The organism is Serratia sp. CY81684 (assembly GCF_052166595.1).
GTDB classification, from domain to species: Bacteria; Pseudomonadota; Gammaproteobacteria; order Enterobacterales; family Enterobacteriaceae; genus Serratia; species Serratia nematodiphila.
Genome location: NZ_JBJNOO010000007.1, coordinates 151,079 through 173,912 on the forward strand (window position 1 = coordinate 151,079; position 22,834 = coordinate 173,912).

Here is a 22,834-nt window from a genome sequence, read left to right on the forward strand (position 1 = left end):
GGCACGTGTCAAGGCTGAGCGGGTTTTAACGCCCCTGCGCCGCCAGCGCCTGGGCACAGGCCCAGGCCGAACTCCAGGCCCACTGGAAGTTGTAGCCACCCAGCCACCCGGTCACGTCCACCACTTCGCCGATGAAATAGAGCCCCGGCACCTTGTGGGCCTCCATCGTCTTGGAAGAAAGTTCGTTGGTGTCGACGCCGCCGAGCGTCACTTCCGCCGTGCGGTAGCCTTCGGTGCCGTTCGGCTGCACGCGCCAGTTCTGCAACAGATCAACCAGCGCCGCTTGTTGCGGCGCATTCAGCTGCTTCAGCGTCGCCTCCGGCAGTTGTCCCAGGGTCTGCAAGCACTCCACCAGCCGCTTCGGCAAATGCAGCGCCAGAGTGTTTTTCAGGCTTTGGTTCGGGTGCTCTTGGCGTTGGTTATCCAGGAAGCCCGCCAGATCCAGCTCAGGAAGTAAGTTAACGCTCACATACTCACCCGGTTGCCAGTAGCTGGACAGCTGCAATACCGCCGGGCCGGAGAGACCGCGATGGGTGAACAGGATGCTTTCACGGAAGCTGACGCCGTTCTCGGCGGTGATCACCGCCGGCACCGACACGCCGGACAGCGTTTGCACATGCTCCAGCAGCGGCTTATGCAGGGTAAAAGGCACCAGCCCGGCGCGCGTCGGCAGCACCCTGAGGCCGAACTGCTCCGCCAGTTTGTAACCGAACGGCGAGGCGCCCAACCCCGGCATGGATAATCCGCCGCTGGCCACCACAAGTGAGCGAGCACTTACTTTTTCGCCATTGAGCGCCAGCTGGTAGCCGTTCTCGGTTTTCTCCACGCCCAGCACTTCGCTGCGCAGGCGCATCGTCACCTGACCCAGCTCGCACTCTTTGACCAGCAGATCCACCACCTGCTGCGCCGAGTCGTCGCAGAACAGCTGCCCCAGCGTTTTTTCATGGTAGGCGATGCCGTAGCGGTTGATCAGATCGATGAAGTCCCACTGGGTGTAGCGCGCCAGCGCCGACTTGCAGAAGTGCGGGTTGTTCGACAGATAGGCCGCCGGTTCGGCGTACATGTTGGTAAAGTTGCAGCGCCCGCCGCCGGACATCAGGATCTTGCGGCCCGGTTTTTTGCCGTTGTCGAGCAGCAACACGCGGCAACCGAGTTGCCCCGCCTGCGCGGCGCAAAACATGCCGGCGGCACCCGCCCCAATCACTACGACATCAAACTGTTCCACCTGAGCCTCACTTATCAAAACCACAATCGCGACAAAAGAGCGCCATATTACGCCGTTTCGCCGCCGGTCACCGCCAAATTCACGGCGGCAGATTGTAAAGCCCCGGCGCCGTCAACGCCACAGTAAGAAAATATTACAGAGGTCAGAGGAGAATAACGCGTTGATATTCAATATTTTTGTTATAGGCGCGTCATCGTTTCGTCATGTCCAAATCAAAAAAACGTCATATTTTCCTTTTCCCCGGCCCCGGTTGTCACTGATAATGCGCGGCGTTCATGTCCACAAACTGGCGTAACGCTTATGCTGCATTTGTTCGCTGGCCTGGATTTCCATACCGGCCTGATGTTAATTCTCGCATTGTTGTTCGTGTTGTTTTATGAAGCCATCAACGGTTTTCATGATACGGCCAATGCGGTCGCTACAGTTATTTATACCCGCGCCATGCGCTCGCAACTTGCGGTCGTGATGGCAGGTTTGTTCAACTTTCTTGGCGTAATGCTCGGCGGTTTGAGTGTTGCTTACGCCATCGTCCACTTGCTGCCTACCGATCTGTTGTTGAACGTCAGTTCAGCACACGGATTAGCCATGGTCTTCTCCATGCTGTTGGCGGCAATCATCTGGAACCTCGGCACCTGGTATTTCGGTCTGCCGGCCTCCAGTTCCCATACGCTGATAGGCGCAATCATCGGTGTCGGTTTAACCAACGCCCTGATGACCCACACTTCGGTGGTGGATGCGCTTAACGTCCCGAAAATGATTGGTATTTTCCTTTCTCTGCTGTTCTCGCCGCTGGTCGGCATGATGGTGGCGGGAGTGATGGTGTTCGCCTTGCGCCGCTATTGGAGTGGCACCAAGAAACGCCAGCGTATCCACATGACCCCTGCGGAACGTGAAAAGGTCGACGGCAAACGCAAGCCGCCGTTCTGGACCCGTATCGCGCTGATCCTGTCGGCGATTGGCGTCAGCTTCTCGCACGGCGCCAACGACGGCCAGAAAGGCATCGGCCTTATCATGCTGGTGTTGATCGGCGTTGCGCCGGCCGGCTTCGTGGTCAATATGAATGCAACCGGTTATGACATCACCCGTACGCGTGACGCCGTGACCCACCTGCAGCAATATTACCAGCAGCACGGCGACGCGCTGTCGCATGCGGTGTCGCTGACGCCGCTGGTGCCAAGCCCGGATGACGAAGCTGCGTCTGGCAAACCGGCCGAGTTCCACTGTGACAGTTCGCGCGCCATGCCGGCGATCGAGCTGGCTCAGGGCATGCTGACCAACCTGCAAAGCTACGATCAGCTGACGGTTGACCAGCGCAGCCACCTGCGCCGCCTGCTGATGTGCGTGACCGACACGGCGGATAAAGTCGCCAAGCTGCCGGAAACCTCATCCGCCGACCAGCGCTTCCTGAAGAACCTGCGTCAGGATCTGCTGCAGACCGTCGAGTACGCGCCGATGTGGATCATCGTCGCCGTCGCGCTGGCGCTGTCGCTCGGTACCATGGTGGGCTGGAAACGCGTGGCCACCACCATCGGCGAGAAGATCGGCAAGAAAGGCATGACCTACGCCCAGGGCGTATCGGCCCAGATGACCGCGGCGCTGTCGATCGGCGTGGCGAGCTATACCGGCATGCCGGTCTCCACCACCCACGTCCTCTCTTCGGCGGTTGCCGGGACGATGATCGTGGACGGCGGCGGCGTGCAGAGCAAAACCGTGAAGAACATCCTGTTGGCCTGGGTACTGACCCTGCCAATCTCGATTCTGCTTTCCGGTGCGCTGTATTGGATTGCGTTGAAGCTGATCTAAGCGATAAGCATCATGAGGAAGGCGGCCGCAGGGCCGCCTTTTTTTTGCCTGCATCAAGGGAAACAGAAAGGCATTAATACCAAATCATCATCGCTATCAGGCAGATGACCACCAGGCCGCACAGGGCCGAGGTCAGCATAAACTGCCCGCGCACCCGCTCACAGCGGCGAATAAACTCCGGATCGTGGTGTTCGACATAGCGCTGCGCAAAGATATAGCGCACCAGCCTCAGTTGCTTGCTGGGTTGGCCGTGGGCGGTGAAGAAGCCGCCGCCGTCGACGTATTGGTACAGCAACGGGTCACAGCCGCGCAATACCACCAGCAACGCGCGCAGAGAAGAGTAATACCGCACCATGTTTACCACACACACCACACATAAGGCCCAAAACAGCGCGACGGTACTGATCATGATTACCCCCTCAAGGCGTTGTTATCCGCGGCCATCCGCCGGGTCCAACCGCCCTACCTCATTACCCGATACTCTGCTGGAGCTTACCGCTCTCATCCCCTTTTTTTGCCTGCACGAGCCACGCCCATAACCCACCGCCTCCGAAGACGTTGCCGCACCGCACGATGAGATTTGCACGGCATGGTTCTACTCAGAGGAGAAATGGTGAGGCCCATATCCATCATTGTAGGTTAATGGAACGCAAACTGGCCTGAGCAGTGGATAAAATTTACCGCCCTGTACCGAAAAGTCACCTGCCGGGGCGTTATAAGCGATAACCGTCCGTTTCGATTATGTCGCTTTTCTGGATAGTCTATCCCGCGCCACGCCGCTGATCTTTCCCCCCACGCTGGCTAGACTCAGGTTTCCGTTACGCTCATCCAAGGAAACTGTTATGGCAAACCATTCAATCAAGGGAAAAACCGTCCTCATCGCCGGCGGTGCCAAAAACCTCGGCGGGCTGATCGCACGCGATTTGGCTGAACAAGGCGCCAAAGCGGTGGTGATCCACTACAACAGCGCCGCTTCCAAAGCCGAAGCGGAGAAAACCGTCGCCGCCATTCAGGCCGCCGGGGCGCAAGGTGTCGCGCTGCAGGCCGATCTCACCACCGCAGGCGCGGTCGAGAAGCTGTTCGCCGATGCGGTCGCCGCCGTCGGCAAGCCGGATATCGCCATCAATACCGTCGGCAAGGTGCTGAAAAAGCCGCTGATCGACATCAGCGAAGCCGAGTACGACGAGATGACGGCGGTCAACGCCAAAACCGCGTTCTTCTTCCTGAAAGAAGCGGGTAAGCACCTTAACGACAACGGCAAAATCTGCACGCTGGTCACCTCGCTGCTCGGCGCCTTCACGCCGTTCTACGCCGCTTACGCCGGCACCAAAGCGCCGGTGGAGCACTTCACCCGCGCCGCCGCCAAGGAGTTCGGCGAGCGCGGCATCTCCGTGACGGCGGTCGGCCCCGGCCCGATGGATACCCCGTTCTTCTACCCGGCAGAGGGTGCGGACGCCGTGGCCTACCACAAGACGGCGGCGGCGCTGTCGCCATTCAGCCAAACCGGCCTGACCGATATCGAAGACGTGGTGCCGTTCATCCGTCATCTGGTCAGCGACGGCTGGTGGATAACCGGCCAAACCATCCTGATCAACGGCGGCTACACCACCAAATAAACCCGGCGGGGGCACCTATCGCCCCCGCACCTGCTCGCGCGCAACCGCGCCATGCGGCTACACTCTCTGTCAGAAACGGCGCCAAGGAACAGCAGGTCAACGAGATGGACAGATTCAATCAATACCGCGTATTCGTACAGGTGGCGGAAATGGGCAGCTTTATCCGGGCGGCCCATGCGCTGGAGGTGCCGCGCGCCTCGGTCTCCGCCGCCGTGCAGCAATTGGAAACGCAGCTGGGCGTGCGCCTGCTGCACCGCACCACGCGGCAGGTGCGGCTGACCGCCGACGGCGAACAGCTGCTCGAGCGGCTGCGCCCGCTGCTGGCCGAAGTGGAAGACATCGATCAGTCATTTCAGGCCAGCCAACGGCAGGCCTCCGGACGGCTCAGCGTCGACGTGCCGAGCCGCATCGCCCGCCGGCTGATCGCCCCGGCGCTGCCCGGCTTGCTGCGGCGCCATCCTCACCTGCAGCTGGTGCTCGGCTCCGCCGATCGCGCCATCGATCTGGTACAGGAGGGGGTCGACTGCGCGGTGCGCGTCGGCGATCTGCACGACAGCAGCCTGGTGATGCGCCCGCTCGGCCATATCGCGCTGATCAACTGCGCCAGCCCCGCCTACCTGAGCGAATTCGGTCATCCGCTCCACCCCGGCGATCTTGCCGAGGGGCACTGGAGCATCGGCTACGCCTCGCCCAAGACCGGCCGCGAATCCCCCTGGGAATACCTGACCGGCGACGGCCCTACGCAACGGCTCGAACTGCCCAGCCGGGTGGTGGTCAACAACGCCGAAAGCTATATCGCCTGCTGCCTCGCCGGGCTGGGGCTGATGCAAATCCCGCGCTACGACGTGCAACACCTGCTCGACGCCGGTGAACTGGTGGAAGTCCTGCCCGGTTACCGCGCTACCTCTATGCCGATCGCCCTGATCTACCCCCATCGCCGCCAGCGCTCAAGGCGCCTGGCGGTGTTTCATGAGTGGTTTGAAAGCCTGCTGCAGCCGCATCTGGAGCGCTGATTGCACATTTAGCGCTATACTTTGTTTAATAACGCTTATAATTCAAGCGGTCAGACCGTTAAAACCCGCATAACCCATAGGCTTTTACGCCACGCGGGTGTACAACAAAAGGTATCGTGCGCAGAGATTTTCGATGCGGCGCAGTGTGATCGCCCCAACATATCATTGCGTTATCCGAATGATACTATGGAACCAACAGCGCCAGGCGGGTACACGGAACGCCTGCTAACCCTTTTTAATCGGCATGTTTATGGAAGGAGTATTCTTATGGCTTACAAACACATATTGATCGCGGTAGACCTATCCCCGGAAAGCAAGATCCTGGTAGAAAAAGCCGTCTCTATGGCGCGGCCGTATAACGCCAAAGTTTCTCTGATCCACGTCGATGTCAACTATTCCGACCTCTATACCGGCCTTATCGACGTCAATCTCGGCGACATGCAAAAACGCATCTCTGAAGAAACCCATCAGGCGCTGACCGAGCTGTCGCAAAACGCCGGCTACCCGATCACCGAGACCCTGAGCGGCAGCGGCGATCTGGCGCAGGTGCTGGTGGACGCCATCAAGAAATACGATATGGACCTGGTGCTGTGCGGCCACCATCAGGACTTCTGGAGCAAGCTGATGTCTTCCGCGCGCCAGCTGATCAATACCGTGCACATCGATATGCTGATCGTGCCGCTGCGCGATGAAGAAGACGAATAAAGTAAGCGTTTGCTAACTTAACTGACCAACGCCCGCGCCCTGCGGGCGTTTTTCATGCCGCCACGCCGATTAATCGCTTGATAATCAACCGCCCTCCGATGATATAGTCGCTAAAGACACAACATCCTCCCCCGAGCATCGCCTATACCCATATTTATAAGAAATAGCGGGGGAAATTTAATGCGAAAAGGAGTTATCCATGGAATATGCCGTATCGGTAGAGTCTTTCCTGTCCTCGTTACAACGCCATAACCCTCACCAGCCGGAATATCTGCAGGCGGTGCGCGAAGTGTTCACCTCGCTGTGGCCGTTTATCGAGCGCAACCCGCGCTATCGCGAACAGGCGCTGCTGGAGCGCCTGGTGGAGCCCGAGCGTATCATTCAGTTCCGCGTCAGCTGGGTGGACGATCGCGGCCAGGTGCAGGTCAACCGCGCCTTCCGCGTGCAGTTCAACTCGGCCATCGGCCCCTACAAGGGCGGCATGCGCTTCCACCCATCGGTAAACCTGTCGATCCTGAAGTTCCTCGGCTTTGAGCAGACCTTCAAGAATGCGCTGACCACCCTGCCGATGGGCGGCGGCAAAGGCGGCTCCGATTTCGATCCCAAGGGCAAAAGCCAGGGCGAGATCATGCGCTTCTGCCAGGCACTGATGACCGAGCTGTATCGCCACTTGGGCCCGGACACCGACGTGCCGGCCGGGGACATCGGCGTCGGCGGCCGTGAAGTCGGCTTTATGGCCGGCATGATGAAAAAACTGTCCAACAACACCGCCTGCGTGTTTACCGGCAAGGGCCTCTCCTTCGGCGGCAGCCTGATCCGCCCCGAGGCGACCGGCTACGGCCTGGTGTACTTTACCGACGCCATGCTGCAGCGCCACGGCCTGGGCTTTGAGGGCATGCGGGTGGCGGTATCCGGCTCCGGCAACGTGGCGCAGTACACCATCGAGAAAGCGCTGGAACTGGACGCGCGCGTGATCACCGTATCGGATTCCGGCGGCACCCTGGTGGACGAAGACGGTTTCACCACCGAGAAGCTGGCGCACCTGGCGGAGATCAAAAACCAGCGTTACGGCCGGGTGGCGGACTATGCCCGTGAGCGCGGTCTGACGTATCTGGCGGGCCAGCAGCCGTGGAGCGTGCCGGTGGATATCGCCCTGCCGTGCGCCACCCAGAACGAGCTGGATCTCGAGGCGGCGCAGACGCTGATCCGCAACGGGGTGAAAGCGGTGGCGGAAGGCGCCAACATGCCGACCACCATCCAGGCCACCGACGCCTTCCTTGACGCCGGGGTGCTGTTCGCGCCCGGCAAGGCGGCCAACGCCGGCGGCGTGGCCACCTCGGGGCTGGAGATGGCGCAAAACGCCGCGCGCATCGGCTGGCGGGCGGAAAAAGTGGATGTACGTTTACAACATATCATGGCGGATATTCACCATGCCTGCGTGGAATACGGCGGCGAGGGCAAGCAAACCCACTATGTACACGGCGCGAATATCGCCGGTTTCGTTAAGGTTGCGGAGGCGATGCTGGCGCAGGGCGTGCTGTAATCGGGCGCAATGGTGATCTTGTTCACACATCGATTAAATGCTTCAATGCCGGCCTCTGCGCCGGCATTTTTTTCCGCGTCCAAGCCATCAAAATGATGCATATACGTTAATTAAAAGTTAATAAAAAGTTATTTGCAGCCGTTTTGTTGGTAGTAAATTTACCACCGCCAAATAATTAAACATTTATTTAACACTAAATACGCCAATATTTTACTTAAATGTGCGCAGATCACATTTCGTTAACTTCGGCTACACCCCCTCTTCCATTCCTTTGTAATCTGCAGCGGTGGAAAAACCGCCACCCCTACAGATAAAAAAAGGTACAGCTAATGAAATTTAACCTCGCATTATTAAATGCATGTGTGGTTTCTGCGTGCATGTTATCGACAACACCTGTGTTCGCCGCTGATAAATATGAGATTGCCGTGGTCGCCAAAGTGACCGGCATTCCGTGGTTCAACCGCATGGAAGTGGGCGTCAACGAAGCGGCGAAAAAACTCGACGTCAACGCCTACCAGACCGGCCCTTCTACGCCGGATCCGGCCGCACAGGTCAAGGTGATTGAGGATCTGATCGCCAAGAACGTCAACGCCATCATCGTGGTGCCGAACGACGCCAAAGTGCTGGAGCCGGTGCTGAAAAAAGCGCGCGACAAAGGCATCGTGGTGCTGACCCATGAATCCCCGGACCAACAGATCGGCCAGTGGGACATCGAGACCATCGACAGCGAGAAATACGCGCAGGCCAACGTCGATGAACTGGCGAAAGACATGGGCGGCAAAGGCGGCTACGCGATCTACGTCGGCTCGCTGACCGTGCCGCTGCACAACGCCTGGGCCGATTCCGCCATCAAGTATCAGAAAGAAAAATACCCGGACATGTTTGAAGTCACCTCGCGCTTGCCGGTGGCGGAAAGCATCGACAAATCCTACGCCACCACGCTGGATCTGATGAAAACCTATCCGCAGATGAAGGGCATCATCGGCTTCGGTTCGCTCGGCCCAATCGGCGCCGGCCAGGCGGTGGCCAAGAAGCGCGCCAAGGACAAAATCGCGGTGGTGGGCATCGCCATGCCGGCGCAGGCCGCCCCTTATCTGATGCGCGGCGACATCAAGAAAGCGCTGCTGTGGGATCCGAAAGACGCCGGTTATGCGCTGGTGACGGTGGCCGACCAGCTGCTGCAGGGCAAGGACGTGAACAAAGACCTGTCGATCGAGGGCCTCGGCAAGGCCGACGTCGATATGGAACACAAAGTGATTCGGTTTAATAAGATTTTGGAAGTGACCAAAGACAACGCCAAATCGCTCGGATTCTGATTTTTCGCGTAATTTCGCTACACCGGGAAAGTAGTTAAACCCTCGTAGGGGCGCAGCCTGCTGCGCCCAGGGCTTCGGCCGCTACGCAAGCACAGGTTAACGTTATGACAGCCTCCCCCGCATTTATCACCCTGGAGAATATCAGCAAGCGATTCCCAGGCGTGCTGGCATTAGACCAGATCAACCTGACGCTGAATAAAGGCGAAGTGCACTGCCTGGCCGGGCAAAACGGCTGCGGCAAAAGCACCATCATTAAAATCATCTCCGGCGTCTATCAGCCGGAAAAAGGCGCCAATATTTCGCTGGAAGGCAAACTCTTCCACGCCCTGACGCCGCAGCTGTCCGGTTATTACGGCATACAGGTGATCTACCAGGACCTGTCGCTGTTCCCTAACCTGACGGTGGCGGAAAACATCGCCATCCACCGTTACCTGCCCGGCGGCCGCTTCTGGGTGCGCAAGCGATTGATGCGCCAGACGGCGCTGGACGCCATGGCGCGGGTCGGCGTGCGTATCGATCCCGATAAAAAGGTGGAAAAACTGTCGATCGCCGATCGGCAGCTGGTGGCGATTTGCCGCGCCATCGCCGCCGAGGCGCGGTTGGTTATCATGGACGAACCGACCGCCTCGCTGACCCGCCAGGAGGTCGACGGCCTGCTGCGGGTGGTCAACGAGCTGAAGGCGGCCGGCATCTGCGTGGTGTTCGTCAGCCACCGATTGGATGAAGTGATGGAAGTCGCCGATCGCATCAGCGTGATGCGCGACGGCAAGCTGGTGGGCACCTGGCCGGCCAGCGAACTGGACAGCCATGAACTGGCGTTCCTGATGACCGGCCAACGCTTCCACTACAGCCCGCTGCCGCCGCTGCCGCCGGCCGAACAGGCGCCGCTGCTCGAGGTGCGCAACCTCAGCCGCGGCGAAAAATACCGCAACATCAATCTGGCGCTGCGCGGCGGCGAGATCGTCTCGATCGTCGGCCTGCTCGGCGCCGGCCGCACCGAACTGTGCCTCAGCCTGTTTGGCATGACGCGGCCGGACAGCGGCGAGATCCGCATCGAGGGCCAAGCGGTGCAGCTGCACAACAACCGCGAAGCGGTGCGCCACGGCATCGGCTATGTGTCGGAGGATCGTCTGACGCAGGGGTTGATCATGGAGCAATCGATCTACGACAACACCATCGTCACCGTCTTCGATCGGCTGCATACCTCGCTCGGGCTGCTGGATCACGCCAAGGCGACCGAGCTGGTCAACCGGCTGATCCGCGATTTGAACATCAAGGTGTCCGACAGCGCATTGCCGGTGAAAACCCTGTCCGGCGGCAACGCCCAGCGCATCGCCATCGCCAAATGGGTCGCGACCCAGCCGAAGATCCTGATCCTCGACTCGCCCACCGTCGGCGTCGACATCGCCAACAAAGAGGGGATCTACCAGATCGCCCGCGATCTGGCGCAGCTGGGCATGGCGGTGCTGATGATCTGCGACGAGATCCCGGAAGCCTATTACAACAGCCATCGGGTGATGGTGATGCGCAAGGGCGAGCTGATCGCCGAATTCGCGCCGCACCAGAGTACCGAACAACAGATCGCCGAGGTGGTGAATGGATAAGTCATTATTGGCCCGCCTGGCCGGGCGGCACGAGTTTTATCTCGGCCTGCTGGTGCTGCTGCTGGCGATCGGCCTGAGCGCCGGCACCGATGAGTTTCTGACGCTCGGCAACCTGACCGACGTCGCCACCAGCTACGCCATTCTCGGCATTCTGGCCTGCGGGCTGTTCGTGGTGCTGATCGCCGGCGGCATCGACATTTCGTTCCCGGCGATCACCGCCATCGCCCAATACGTGATGGCCAGCTGGGTAATCCAGCACGGCGGCAGCTTCCCGCTGGCGTTCGCCCTGGCGATCGGCGTCGGCCTGCTGCTCGGGTTGGTGAACGGTTTCCTGGTGTATTGGCTCAAGGTGCCGGCGATCATCATCACCATCGCCACCCTTAACCTGTTCTACGGCCTGCTGGTATACGCCACCAACGGCACCTGGCTGTACGGCTTCCCGGACTGGTTCATGAACGGCATCAACTGGTTCTCGTTCCAGGGCGCCGACGGCTACGACTACGGCCTGACGCTGCCGCTGCTGTGCCTGCTGGCGACCATCGTCGTCACCGGCGTGCTGATGAACCGCACCCGGCTGGGACGCCAGATCTACGCCATGGGCGGCAATCGCGACGCGGCGTCGCGCCTGGGGTTGAACCTGCTGCGGCTGCATTTTTGCGTCTACGGCTATATGGGCATTCTGGCCGGCGTCGCGGCGGTGGTGCAGGCGCAAATCACCCAGTCGGTGGCGCCCAACTCGCTGCTCGGTTTCGAGCTGACGGTATTGGCGGCGGTGGTGCTGGGCGGCACCAGCATGAGCGGCGGCCGCGGATCGTTGACCGGCACCCTGCTCGGCGTGGTGCTGCTGGCCTTCCTGCAAAACGGGCTGACGCTGCTCAGCGTCTCGGCCTATTGGCACCAGGTATTCAGCGGCGCGATCATTTTGATCAGCATCAGCACCACCGCCTGGAACGAAAAACGCAAGCTGCTCAAGGAGATCTGACATGACGCAGTTAACTCGGTTGATCCCAAACGATCGGATCATTCGCCTGCAGGGCGCGATCATCATCGCGGTGGCGCTGCTGTTCGCCGGGCTGCTCGGATCGCGCTTCTTCAGCCTCGGCAACTTCCAGTCGATCGCCTCGCAGCTGCCGATCCTCGGCCTGCTGGCGCTCGGCATGGGCATCACCATGCTGACCGGCGGCATCAACCTGTCGATCATCGCCGGCGCCAACGCCTGTTCGCTGGTGATGGCGGCGATCATCGTCAGCCATCCCGACCAGCCGCTGTTCCTGGCGCTGGCGCTGTTGGCCGGCCTGTTGGTGGCGGTGGCGATCGGCGCGCTGAACGGCGTGCTGGTAGCCTGGATCGGCGTTTCGCCGATCCTCGCCTCGCTCGGCACCATGACGCTGATCACCGGCCTGAACATCCTGCTGTCCAACGGCGCGGTGATCTCCGGCTTCCCGGCGGCGATTCAATTTCTCGGCAGCGGCGCCGTGCTCGGCGTACCGGTGGCGCTGATCCTGTTCCTGCTGGTGGCGGTCGGTCTGTGGCTGCTGCTGGAGCACACCACGCTGGGCCGCAGCCTGTACCTGATCGGCTCCAACGAGCAGGCCACCCGCTTTAGCGGCGTGAACACCGCGCGGGTGCAGATCGCGGTGTACATCCTGTCGGCGCTGCTCGGCTGGGGCGCCGCGCTGCTGATGATGGCCAAGTTCAACTCGGCCAAGGCCGGCTACGGCGAATCTTATCTGCTGGTGACCATTCTGGCCTCGGTGCTGGGCGGCATCAACCCGGACGGCGGTTTCGGCCGCATTCTGGGGCTGGTGCTGGCGCTGATCGTGCTGCAAATGTTGGAAAGCGGCCTCAATTTGCTGGGGGTCAGCAGCTACCTGACCATGGCCCTTTGGGGCGGCGTGCTGATCCTGTTTATCGCGTTACAGAATCGAAAAGCTTAGGAGAAAACAGATAATGGCGAGCTATTTTATTGGCGTAGATGTGGGCACCGGAAGCGCGCGCGCAGGCGTATTCGATCTCAATGGGCGCATGGTCGGCCAGGCCAGCCGGGCCATCGATCTGTACCGGCCGAAGGCGGATTTCGTCGAGCAGTCGTCGGATAACATCTGGCAGGCGGTGTGCAATGCGGTGCGCGACGCGGTCAACCAGGCCGACATCAACCCGATCCAGGTCAAGGGGTTGGGCTTCGACGCCACCTGTTCGCTGGTGGTGCTGGATAAAGAGGGCAAGCCGCTGACCGTCAGCCCCTCCGGCCGTACCGAGCAGAACATCATCGTGTGGATGGATCACCGGGCGATCGCCCAGGCCGAGCGCATCAACGCCACCAAACACCGGGTGCTGGACTTCGTCGGCGGCATCATTTCGCCGGAGATGCAGACGCCGAAACTGCTGTGGTTGAAACAGCACATGCCCACCACCTGGGCCAACGCCGGCTACCTGTTCGATCTGCCGGACTTTCTCACCTGGCGCGCCACCCAGGACGCCACCCGTTCGCTGTGCTCGACGGTGTGCAAGTGGACCTATCTCGGCCACGAGCAGCGTTGGGACAAGAGCTACTTCCAGCAGATCGGGCTGGAAGACGTGCTGGAACATGACGCGGCCAAGATCGGCAGCGACGTTAAAATGATGGGTGAGCCGCTGGGCCACGGTCTGACCCAGCGTGCCGCCAGCGAGATGGGGCTGATCGCCGGCACGGCGGTGAGCGTATCGATCATCGACGCGCACGCCGGCACCCTCGGCACGCTGGGCGCCACCGGCGTCTCCGGCGAGGTGGCCGACTTCAATCGCCGCGTCGCGCTGATCGGCGGCACCTCCACCGGCCATATGGCGATGTCGCGCACCGCGCGCTTTATCGGCGGCGTCTGGGGGCCGTATTACTCGGCGATCCTGCCGGAATACTGGCTGAACGAGGGCGGCCAGTCCGCCACCGGCGCGCTGATCGACCACGTCATCCAGTCGCACCCGTGCTATCAGGAGCTGCTGGCGCAGGCGAAAACCCAGGGCCAGACCATCTATGAGGTGCTGAACGCCATTCTGCGCCGCATGGCCGGCGAGCCGGAGAACATCGCCTTCCTGACGCAGGACATTCATATGCTGCCGTACTTCCACGGCAACCGCTCGCCGCGCGCCAACCCGACGCTGACCGGCATCCTGACCGGGCTGAAGCTGTCGCGCACGCCGGAGGACATGGCGCTGCACTACCTGGCCACCATTCAGGCCATCGCGCTCGGCACTCGCCACATCATCGAAACCATGAACCACAGCGGCTACAGCATCGACACCATCATGGCCAGCGGCGGCGGCACCAAGAACCCGATCTTCGTGCAGGAGCACGCCAACGCCACCGGCTGCGCCATGCTGCTGCCGGAGGAGAGCGAGGCGATGCTGCTGGGCGGCGCGATGATGGGCACCGTGGCGGCCGGCGTGTTCGACACCTTGCCGGAGGCGATGAGCGCCATGAGCCGCATCGGCAAGACGGTCACGCCGCAGACCAACCAGATAAAAAGCTACTACGATCGCAAATACCGGGTGTTCCACGAGCTGTACAACGACCACATGAAATACCGCCGGTTGATGCAGGAGGAGGCGTGATGCAGCAGGAGTGGCGGCAGGCCGTACAGGGCTGGCAAACCTACAGCCAGGAGCTGGCGCAGCTGGGCGAACGCCTCGACGCGCACACCTGGCAGCGGCTGCTGGCGCTGCTGGCCGACTGCCGCGGTAAAATCGCCGTCACCGGCGTCGGCACCTCGGGGATTGCGGCGCGCAAGATAGCCCATATGCTGGCCTGCGTGGAGCGGCCGGCGGTCTATCTCGACGCCACCGGCGCGGCGCACGGCGATCTGGGCTTCCTGCGCGCCGACGATCTGCTGATCCTGATCTCGCGCGGCGGCAATTCCGACGAGCTGACCCGCCTGCTGCCGACGCTGCAGGCCAAGGGGGTGACGCTGATCGCGGTGACGGAAAACCCGCATTCCGCCATCGCGCAGGCGGCGCAGCTGACGATCGCTACCGGGGTGCAGAAGGAGATAGATCCGCTGAACATGCTGGCCACCACCTCAATTGTGCTGGTGTTGGCGATCTTCGACGCCGCCTGCGCCTGCCTGATGGCGCGCAGCGGTTACGACAAGAGCGCCTTGCTGGCGGTGCATCCGGGCGGCGGCGTGGGGAAAAGTTTGCGAGAGGAAAATTGAGAGCCCGACACGGCGGGCCCGGCAGACATTACAGCGGCATGTAGATATCGAAACGGTGGCTTTTGGTCAGCGTGGCGGCGTGCGCCGGCACGTCGGCCAGCGGCGGCGCGTAGTCCGGGCGTTTCACCACCACGCGCTTGGTGGCCAAACGGCGCGCCGGTTCCAGCAGGCCGTCGGCGTCATCGTCGCTGCCCACCAGCGATTGAAACACCCGCATCTCTTTCTTCACCAGCGCGCTTTTCTGCTTGTGCGGGAACATCGGATCGAGATACACCACCTCGGGACGCGGGCTGAGATCCGCCAGCGCTGTCAGGCTGGAGGCGTGCAGCAGCGTCAGGCGCTCGCGCAGCCACGGGCCGATTTCCGCATCCTGATAGCCGCGCTGCAGGCCGTCGTCCAGCAACGCCGCCACCACCGGATTGCGCTCCAGCATCCGCACCCGGCAGCCCAGCGCCGCCAGCACGAAGGCGTCGCGCCCCAGCCCGGCGGTGGCGTCCACCACGTCCGGCAGGTAGCTGCCCTTGATGCCGACCGCTTTGGCCACCGCCTCGCCGCGGCCGCCGCCGAAGCGGCGCCGGTGCGCCATGGCGCCGGAGACGAAATCGACGTAGATCCCGCCGAGCTTCGGCTCGTCGCGCTTGCGCAGCTCCAGCCGCTGCGGGGTCAGTACCAGCGCCATCGGCGCGTCGTCGTCGGACGTCAGCCGCCAGCGCTGCGCCAAAACAGACAAGGCGCCGGGATCGGCGCCTGCTTCACACAATAAACACACGCTCACGTGTCGGGTTATCCTTTAATGCCGTAATGGCGCAGCATAGCATCCAGCTGCGGCTCGCGGCCACGGAAGCGTTTGAACAGCGCCATCGGCTCTTCCGAACCGCCGCGCGACAGGATGTTGTCGAGGAAGGATTTGCCGGTCTCGGCGTTGAAAATCCCCTCTTCTTCGAAGCGCGAGTAAGCGTCGGCCGACAGCACTTCCGCCCACAGGTAGCTGTAGTAACCTGCCGCGTAGCCGCCGGCGAAGATGTGGCTGAAGGCGTGCGGGAAGCGGCCCCAGCTAGGCGATGGCACCACCGCCACCATTTTCTTCACTTCCGCCAGCGTCGGCAGGATCTGCGCCCCTTTCTCCGGGCTGTATTCGAAGTGCATGCGGAAATCGAACAGGCCGAACTCCAGCTGGCGCAGGATAAACAGCGCCGCCTGGTAATTCTTGGCCGCCAGCAGCTTGTCGAGCATTTCCTTCGGCAGCGGCTCGCCGCTCTGATAGTGGCCGGAGATAAACGCCAGCGCTTCCGGCTCCCAGCACCAGTTTTCCATAAACTGGCTCGGCAGCTCGACCGCATCCCACGGCACCCCGTTGATGCCGGAGACGCCGGCGGTATCGATCTGCGTCAGCATGTGATGCAGACCGTGGCCGAATTCGTGGAACAGCGTGGTCACTTCGTTATGGGTGAACAGCGCCGGCTGATCGCCCAGCGGACGGTTGAAGTTGCAGGTCAGGTAAGCGACCGGTTTTTGCAGCGTGCCGTCGGCCTTGCGCAGGCTGCCGACGCAGTCGTCCATCCAGGCGCCGCCGCGTTTGTTTTCGCGGGCGTACAGATCGAGGTAGAAGCTGCCGCGCAGCTCGCCGTCGGCGTCGAACAGATCGAAGAAGCGCACGTCCGGATGCCAGGTATCGACGTCTTTACGCTCTTTGGCGGTGATGCCGTAGATGCGTTTCACCACTTCGAACAGCCCTTCCACCACCCGCTGTTCCGGGAAGTACGGGCGCAGCTGCTCGTCGCTGATGGAGAACAGGTGCTGTTTCTGTTTTTCGCCGTAATAGGTGATGTCCCAGGCTTCGAGCTCGTCCACGCCATAGTGCTGTTTGGCGAAGGCGCGCAGCTGCGCCAGCTCCTGCTCGGCCTGCGGGCGGGCGCGTTTGGCCAGATCGCTCAGGAAGCCGATCACCTGCTCCGGGCTTTCCGCCATCTTGGTCGCCAGCGACTTGTCGGCGTAGGTGGCAAAGCCCAACAGTTGAGCCAGCTCATGGCGCAGCGCCAGCGTTTCCGCCATCACTTCGCTGTTGTCCCATTTGCCGGCGTTCGGCCCCTGATCGGAGGCGCGGGTGGCGAAGGCGCGGTACATCTCTTCACGCAACGCGCGGTTGTCGGCGTAGGTCAGCACCGGCAGGTAGCTCGGCATGTCCAGCGTCAGCAGCCAGCCGTCCTGCTCTTTGGCCTGCGCCATCGCCTGGGCCTGCGCCAGGGCGCTTTCCGGCAGGCCGCTCAGCTCGGCTTCGTCGGTAATCAGTTTGCTCCAGCCCATGGTGGCGTCGAGCACGTTGTTGCTGTAGGTAGAGCCCAGCTCGGACAGGCGCGCGACGATCTCGCCGTAGCGCTGCTGTTTGTCCGCCGACAGGCCGATGCCCGACAGCTCGAAGTCGCGCAGCTCATTTTCTACCGCCTTGCGCTGCGGCACGCTCAGCGTCTCGAACGCCGCGCCCTCTTTCAGGCTGCGGTAGGCCTGGTACAGCCCTTCGTGCTGGCCACGCCAGGTGCCGTACTCGGACAGCAGCGGCAGCGCCTGCTCATAGGCGGCGCGCAGCTCCGGGCTGTTTTTCACCGAGTTCAGGTGCCCGATCGGCGACCAGATGCGCGACAGACGATCGTCCGACTCCGCCAACGGCTGACACAGATTGTCCCAGGTGAACGGGCCCGGCTGCGCGACCACGCGCTCTACCGCGGCGCGGCAGTCCGCCAGCGCGGATTGCACCGCAGGCACGATATCTTCAGGGCGGATCGCCGAGAAAGGCGGCAGGGAAAACGGGGTCAGCAACGGATTTGTCATAGGGCAGTCCTGATTAGCGTTGGGCCCGCCACACGGGCGAGCCTTAAAATGCGTATGAATCTCTAACATGGAGCCAGACAGCAGGAAAATCAATGCCCGGCGTTGATCGTTCGTGCCTTAAATGGCGCTTTGGCGGATGCGGGCGGCCAGCGCCGCCAGCTGTTCGTCGTCGGCGCGCGCGGCGTCGTGGGAGGAGATATAGCCCTCGTAGCGTTCGAAAAACTTCGGCGAGGTCGATTCGATCGGCCGCCACTGCTCCAGCGATGCGGTGCCGTGCAGCGGGATCAGTTTGGCGTGCACATGGTCGACGCCGTAACCTTCGAACACCATGCCGCAGCGGCCGACGTCGTCGAACGCGCGGTCCAGCTGCTTCGCCACCCGCTTGGTCGCCAGCATCAACGCGCTCAGCACCTCGTCCGGCAGATCAAACGCGTAGCTCGGGTGGTGCGCCTTGGGGATCACCACGCTGAAACCGTCGGTGTTGGGAAAGATAGACAGGAACGCCAGATGGTCGTCGTCTTCCCAGATTTTATGGCACGGCGCCTTGCCCGCCACGATGTCGCAAAAAATGCAGCTCATCCTTTCCCCTTGTGATTCACAGCGTTTCAACCCATTCGAACTCTTCGAACACCAGCCACATGTCCGGCGCAAAAGTGCCCTCGCGGGTAAAGAACTCTTGATGCCCCTGGCGCCAAAACGCCAGGCTTTTGTCGCCTTCGCCCTCTTTGGCCGCCATCTCGGCGGTCACCCGATCGTAGCGCACCAGGCGCAGCGCCAGGGTTCTGATCACGCAGGCCGGTTCGCCGCGGCCATCAAGAACGATGCTGTAATCGCCGATCCGCGGGGTTTGTTCCCGACGATAGCTCGCATAGGAACTGCAGGTGGCGGTTTTATCCCCGCTCAGCACCAATCCCAGCAGTTCGTCGGCTAACGCGGGGCCGTCGCCGAACGCCCAGCGTGCCGCGTCGGGGTAATTCGCCAAAATCGCCTGTTTGCTCATCGTCCTGTCCCTTTCTGTTAACGTCTGCGGCAACGGAGTCCGGTTTTTCCCGGCCAGACAGTTTATACTGTGCAGATTATAAGCCTTATTGCATTGAATGCTCCGCCTGCGGAGCACAAGGAACCGCCACCCGTCATGTTAAGTTATCGCCACAGTTTCCACGCCGGCAACCACGCCGACGTGCTCAAGCACACCGTTCAGAGCCTGATCATCGAGTCGCTGAAGGAAAAAGAGAAGCCGTTCCTGTATCTGGATACCCACTCGGGCGCGGGCCGTTATCAGCTCAGCGGCGAACACGCCGAGCGCACCGGCGAATACCTGGAAGGCATCGGTTTGCTGTGGCAACGCGACGATCTGCCGGAAGAGCTGGCGGCCTACATGAGCGTGGTGCACAACTTCAACCGTTCCGGCACGCTGCGCTACTATCCCGGCTCGCCGCTGATCGCCCGCCAGCTGCTGCGCCCGCAGGATAAAATCCACCTGACCGAGCTGCACCCGAGCGACTACCCGCTGCTGCGCAGCGAATTCCAGAAAGACGAGCGCGCCAAAGTGCAGCGCGCCGACGGCTATCAGCAGCTGAAATCCCAGCTGCCGCCCCTGTCGCGCCGCGGCCTGATCCTGATGGACCCGCCGTATGAAATGAAGACCGATTACCAGGACGTGGTCAAAGGCATTCAGGAAGGCTACAAGCGTTTCGCCACCGGCACCTATGCGCTGTGGTACCCGGTGGTAATGCGCCAGCAGATCAAACGCATGCTGCGCGATCTGGAAGCCACCGGCATTCGCCGCATCCTGCAGATCGAGCTGGCGGTGAAACCCGACAGCGATCAGCGCGGCATGACCGCCTCCGGCATGATCGTCATCAACCCGCCGTGGAAGCTGGAACAGCAGATGAAGAACGTGCTGCCGTGGCTGCACAAGGTGCTGGTGCCGTCGGGCATCGGTCACCATCTGGTAAACTGGGTGGTACCGGAATAATCCCCATCAGGGCGCGGTTTGCCGCGCCCTGCGTCCACCTATCGCAGCCATCGACGCAATCTTTGCGACAAACCCCGGTCAGGCGTTAAACTCTTACCCTCTTCAAATTCACAACTCATGGAAATCCCAGATGACGAAACATTACGATTATCTAGCAATTGGCGGCGGCAGCGGCGGTATCGCATCGATCAACCGGGCAGCCATGTACGGCCAAAAGTGTGCGCTGATTGAAGCCAAAGAGCTGGGCGGCACCTGTGTAAACGTGGGTTGTGTACCGAAAAAAGTCATGTGGCACGCGGCGCAGATCGCCGAGGCTATCCATCAGTACGGCCCGGACTACGGCTTCGACACCACCGTCAACGCCTTCGACTGGAAAAAGCTGGTCGCCAACCGCACCGCCTATATCGATCGCATCCACAACTCCTACGATAACGTGCTGGGCAAGAACAAGGTCGACGTGATCAAAGGCTTCGCGCGCTTCGTGGATGCGCACACCGTGGAAGTGAACGGCGAGACCATCACCGCCGACCACATCCTGATCGCCACCGGCGGCCGCCCGAGCCATCCGGCTATTCCGGGCGCCGAATACGGCATCGACTCCGACGGTTTCTTTGAGCTGGACGCCATGCCGAAGCGCGTCGCCGTAGTCGGCGCCGGCTATATCGCCGTAGAGATCGCCGGCGTGCTGAACGCGCTGGGCGCGGAAACGCACCTGTTCGTGCGCAAGCACGCGCCGCTGCGCACCTTCGATCCGATGATCGTCGAAACCCTGGTGGAAGTGATGAACACCGAAGGGCCGAGCCTGCACACCGAATCGGTGCCGAAAGCGATCGTCAAGAACGCCGACGGCAGCCTGACGCTGCAGCTGGAAAACGGCAAAGCATTCACCGTCGACTGCCTGATCTGGGCCATCGGCCGCGAACCGGCGACCGACAACCTGAACCTCGGCGTTACCGGGGTGAAAACCAACGAGAAAGGCTACATCGACGTCGATAAGTTCCAGAACACCAACGTTAAAGGCATCTACGCGGTGGGTGACAACACCGGCGCGGTAGAGCTGACCCCGGTCGCCGTGGCCGCCGGCCGCCGTCTGTCCGAGCGCCTGTTCAACAACAAGCCGGACGAACACCTGGACTACAGCAACATCGCCACCGTGGTGTTCAGCCACCCGCCGATCGGTACCGTCGGCCTGACCGAGCCGGAAGCCATCGAGAAGTTCGGTGCGGACAATGTGAAGGTGTACAAATCCTCCTTCACCGCCATGTACAGCGCCGTGACACAGCACCGCCAGCCGTGCCGCATGAAGCTGGTGTGCGCGGGTAAAGAAGAGAAAATCGTCGGCCTGCACGGCATCGGCTTCGGCATGGACGAGATCCTGCAGGGCTTCGCGGTAGCGGTGAAGATGGGCGCCACCAAGAAGGACTTCGACAACACCGTGGCGATCCACCCGACCGCGGCGGAAGAGTTCGTCACCATGCGCTGAGGCGCAACTTCGCCGGGTTCCGGCGCGTAACAGGCCAGGCGCGAAAGCGTCTGGCTTTTTTATTTATCCCGCTCGCCTCACGGCGCCCGGCGGTAATGATCGCGAAGAAACACCGGCAAATCGTTCGCCGGTGAAGCAAAGGGCACCTGATAGAGCATATCGCCGACAAAACCGCGATGATAGGTCGCGTGGTTGACGACATGCAGCACGATTTCCTGGCGCGTCATGCGGCCTTCCCCCCCGCCGACGAACTCGAAATGCACCACCTGCGCCAGCGCCTCCGGCGACCAGCTGTCCACCTGTTCGATATACCAGCGGTCCATTTCCTCCACCGCGCACCGCAAGTCGTCAAGCGCAGGCGTTTGCTCGGTGTTGCGCGCGAGGTAGCCATGCTTGCGGCCTTGCAGATGGTGCCTGAAGATATCGTCCACCACGTACACGTGATTCAGAGTGTGCACCATATTGCCGAAACGGGTCGGGCGCGGCCGCAGCGCTTCGCCCTCCGGCAAGGCCGCCACGCAGTCAAAGGTCAAGGCATTCGCCCAGGCTTTGTAACGCACCAGCATTTTCAAGGTATCGATGGCCGTTGCAGACATACTGTTCACTCCTTATCGGATGAAAATCGATATTCCGTTCAGCCGCACGCGGGTGCGGCGGCGCGTGCTACGCCGTGCCAATCCCATGCAGCCGGCCTTCGACCTGAGTGCGCGTATTGCCGCCCACCCAAATCCGGCCGCTCTCGTCGCGGGTGACATGCACGCGCCCGTTGCGCCCACGGCAGCGGCCCTGAGCGGCGATATAGCCGCCGCTGACCACGCCGCTTGCAAACAGCCACTGAGCCAGCGAGGCATTGAGGCTGCCGGTGACCGGATCTTCGACGATAGCGCCAAGGTGATCGCTCAAAAAAGCGCGCACCTCGAAGGCTGCGTCACCATCGGCATGTGGGCCGACGACGCCAATGTCCACTCTGCGCGGCCAGCTTCTCGCCGGCGTCAGGGAAAGCACCCGCTCGGCGCTGGCCAGCCGGATCCCCAGCCACCCCGGACCGTTATCGATCCAGGCGGCATCGAGCGCCTCCTCAGGCGCGATCCCCAAAAACCGCAGCGCGTCGGCCAACGCCGCTTCTGACGGCGCCCCGGAGCGAATCAACGGCGGCGCGGCAAAACACAGCCGTCCGGCCTCGCGGCGAATGCTCACCAATCCTGCCCCGCACTCCTGGATGATCTCCGCGTCATTACGCGGCGTACCGCCCGCAGTGAGCCAGGCATGACAACTGCCGAGCGTCGGGTGCCCGGCAAACGGCATTTCACGATCCAGCGTGAATATTCGCACCCGGTAATCCGCCTGTGAGTGCATAGGCGGCAGTAAAAAGGCCGTTTCCGACAGGTTGAACCAACGTGTCAAGCGCTGCATGTCCTCCGTAGACAACGCTCCGGCACCCGTAATCACCGCCAACGGATTGCCGGCGAGTGGCCCGGCGCCAAAGACATCCACCATCTGCATGCCAAAAACCATCGCTTCTCTCCTCAGGTTAA

The 22,834-nt window shown here is 61.6% G+C and carries 21 protein-coding genes; 13 read left to right on the forward strand and 8 right to left on the reverse strand.

Annotated features, from left to right (window positions below; translation table 11 throughout):
- Positions 1-25: 25 nt before the first annotated feature.
- Positions 26-1,225: an NAD(P)/FAD-dependent oxidoreductase gene (locus ACJ8QF_RS22385; RefSeq protein ID WP_044030054.1), complete on the reverse strand. Its 1,200-nt coding sequence runs from the start codon at positions 1,223-1,225 to the stop codon at positions 26-28.
- A 300-nt stretch (positions 1,226-1,525) separates the two neighbouring features.
- Here ACJ8QF_RS22385 and pitA point away from each other — a divergent pair, with 300 nt between their 5' ends.
- Positions 1,526-3,028: an inorganic phosphate transporter PitA gene (pitA, locus tag ACJ8QF_RS22390; RefSeq protein WP_015379362.1), complete on the forward strand. Its 1,503-nt coding sequence runs from the start codon at positions 1,526-1,528 to the stop codon at positions 3,026-3,028.
- A gap of 73 nt (positions 3,029-3,101) precedes the next feature.
- Here pitA and uspB read toward each other — a convergent pair whose 3' ends face one another.
- Positions 3,102-3,437 (reverse strand): universal stress protein UspB, encoded by a 336-nt coding sequence (gene uspB / locus ACJ8QF_RS22395; RefSeq protein WP_004930978.1) that lies wholly within the window; start codon positions 3,435-3,437, stop codon positions 3,102-3,104.
- A 433-nt stretch (positions 3,438-3,870) separates the two neighbouring features.
- Here uspB and ACJ8QF_RS22400 point away from each other — a divergent pair, with 433 nt between their 5' ends.
- The 10 genes from ACJ8QF_RS22400 (at position 3,871) to ACJ8QF_RS22445 (ending at position 15,012) form a co-directional block, all read left to right on the forward strand.
- Positions 3,871-4,644: an SDR family oxidoreductase gene (locus ACJ8QF_RS22400; RefSeq protein ID WP_044030056.1), complete on the forward strand. Its 774-nt coding sequence runs from the start codon at positions 3,871-3,873 to the stop codon at positions 4,642-4,644.
- Between the two features lie 104 nt (positions 4,645-4,748).
- Complete coding sequence (locus ACJ8QF_RS22405) at positions 4,749-5,657, forward strand: LysR family transcriptional regulator (RefSeq protein ID WP_442537872.1); 909 nt, start codon at positions 4,749-4,751, stop codon at positions 5,655-5,657.
- 267 nt (positions 5,658-5,924) lie between these two features.
- Positions 5,925-6,362 (forward strand): universal stress protein UspA, encoded by a 438-nt coding sequence (gene uspA / locus ACJ8QF_RS22410; RefSeq protein WP_004930988.1) that lies wholly within the window; start codon positions 5,925-5,927, stop codon positions 6,360-6,362.
- A gap of 199 nt (positions 6,363-6,561) precedes the next feature.
- Entirely contained in the window at positions 6,562-7,905 is a 1,344-nt protein-coding gene (gene gdhA, locus ACJ8QF_RS22415) for an NADP-specific glutamate dehydrogenase (protein WP_016930438.1), read from the forward strand.
- 329 nt (positions 7,906-8,234) lie between these two features.
- Positions 8,235-9,221, forward strand: coding sequence for an autoinducer 2 ABC transporter substrate-binding protein (locus tag ACJ8QF_RS22420; RefSeq protein ID WP_028128102.1), 987 nt, complete (start codon positions 8,235-8,237; stop codon positions 9,219-9,221).
- A 104-nt stretch (positions 9,222-9,325) separates the two neighbouring features.
- Positions 9,326-10,825, forward strand: coding sequence for a sugar ABC transporter ATP-binding protein (locus ACJ8QF_RS22425; protein ID WP_004930994.1), 1,500 nt, complete (start codon positions 9,326-9,328; stop codon positions 10,823-10,825).
- On the forward strand, positions 10,818-11,807 hold the full coding sequence (locus ACJ8QF_RS22430; protein WP_004930997.1) for an ABC transporter permease: 990 nt from the start codon (positions 10,818-10,820) through the stop codon (positions 11,805-11,807). The genes ACJ8QF_RS22425 and ACJ8QF_RS22430 overlap by 8 nt, the downstream gene beginning before the upstream one ends.
- A gap of 1 nt (position 11,808) precedes the next feature.
- Entirely contained in the window at positions 11,809-12,762 is a 954-nt protein-coding gene (locus ACJ8QF_RS22435) for an ABC transporter permease (protein WP_049186544.1), read from the forward strand.
- A gap of 13 nt (positions 12,763-12,775) precedes the next feature.
- Positions 12,776-14,413, forward strand: coding sequence for an FGGY-family carbohydrate kinase (locus ACJ8QF_RS22440; protein ID WP_004931001.1), 1,638 nt, complete (start codon positions 12,776-12,778; stop codon positions 14,411-14,413).
- A complete protein-coding gene (locus ACJ8QF_RS22445) occupies positions 14,413-15,012 on the forward strand; it encodes a KpsF/GutQ family sugar-phosphate isomerase (RefSeq protein ID WP_004931004.1) in 600 nt (199 codons plus the stop codon). The genes ACJ8QF_RS22440 and ACJ8QF_RS22445 overlap by 1 nt, the downstream gene beginning before the upstream one ends.
- Before the next feature lie 28 nt (positions 15,013-15,040).
- Here ACJ8QF_RS22445 and rsmJ read toward each other — a convergent pair whose 3' ends face one another.
- From rsmJ to ACJ8QF_RS22465, 4 genes are all read right to left on the reverse strand, one after another.
- The gene (gene rsmJ, locus ACJ8QF_RS22450) at positions 15,041-15,787 is read right to left on the reverse strand and encodes a 16S rRNA (guanine(1516)-N(2))-methyltransferase RsmJ (RefSeq protein ID WP_028128290.1); all 747 of its coding nucleotides are present in this window, start codon (positions 15,785-15,787) and stop codon (positions 15,041-15,043) included.
- An 8-nt stretch (positions 15,788-15,795) separates the two neighbouring features.
- The gene (gene prlC, locus ACJ8QF_RS22455; RefSeq protein ID WP_442537873.1) at positions 15,796-17,838 is read right to left on the reverse strand and encodes an oligopeptidase A; all 2,043 of its coding nucleotides are present in this window, start codon (positions 17,836-17,838) and stop codon (positions 15,796-15,798) included.
- A 117-nt stretch (positions 17,839-17,955) separates the two neighbouring features.
- The gene (locus ACJ8QF_RS22460; protein WP_103086199.1) at positions 17,956-18,417 is read right to left on the reverse strand and encodes an HIT family protein; all 462 of its coding nucleotides are present in this window, start codon (positions 18,415-18,417) and stop codon (positions 17,956-17,958) included.
- Positions 18,418-18,433: 16 nt separating this feature from the next.
- The gene (locus tag ACJ8QF_RS22465; RefSeq protein ID WP_015379373.1) at positions 18,434-18,838 is read right to left on the reverse strand and encodes an ASCH domain-containing protein; all 405 of its coding nucleotides are present in this window, start codon (positions 18,836-18,838) and stop codon (positions 18,434-18,436) included.
- A 135-nt stretch (positions 18,839-18,973) separates the two neighbouring features.
- Between ACJ8QF_RS22465 and ACJ8QF_RS22470 the strand changes: the two genes are divergently transcribed.
- Positions 18,974-19,816, forward strand: a complete 843-nt coding sequence (locus tag ACJ8QF_RS22470; RefSeq protein ID WP_004931012.1) for a 23S rRNA (adenine(2030)-N(6))-methyltransferase RlmJ — start codon at positions 18,974-18,976, stop codon at positions 19,814-19,816.
- 130 nt (positions 19,817-19,946) lie between these two features.
- Positions 19,947-21,299: a glutathione-disulfide reductase gene (gene gorA, locus ACJ8QF_RS22475; RefSeq protein ID WP_004931014.1), complete on the forward strand. Its 1,353-nt coding sequence runs from the start codon at positions 19,947-19,949 to the stop codon at positions 21,297-21,299.
- 77 nt (positions 21,300-21,376) lie between these two features.
- Here gorA and ACJ8QF_RS22480 read toward each other — a convergent pair whose 3' ends face one another.
- Both ACJ8QF_RS22480 and ACJ8QF_RS22485 read right to left on the reverse strand, forming a co-directional pair.
- On the reverse strand, positions 21,377-21,895 hold the full coding sequence (locus ACJ8QF_RS22480; protein WP_044030067.1) for a DinB family protein: 519 nt from the start codon (positions 21,893-21,895) through the stop codon (positions 21,377-21,379).
- A gap of 67 nt (positions 21,896-21,962) precedes the next feature.
- Positions 21,963-22,814, reverse strand: coding sequence for a PhzF family phenazine biosynthesis protein (locus tag ACJ8QF_RS22485; RefSeq protein WP_049186552.1), 852 nt, complete (start codon positions 22,812-22,814; stop codon positions 21,963-21,965).
- Positions 22,815-22,834 lie beyond the last annotated feature (20 nt).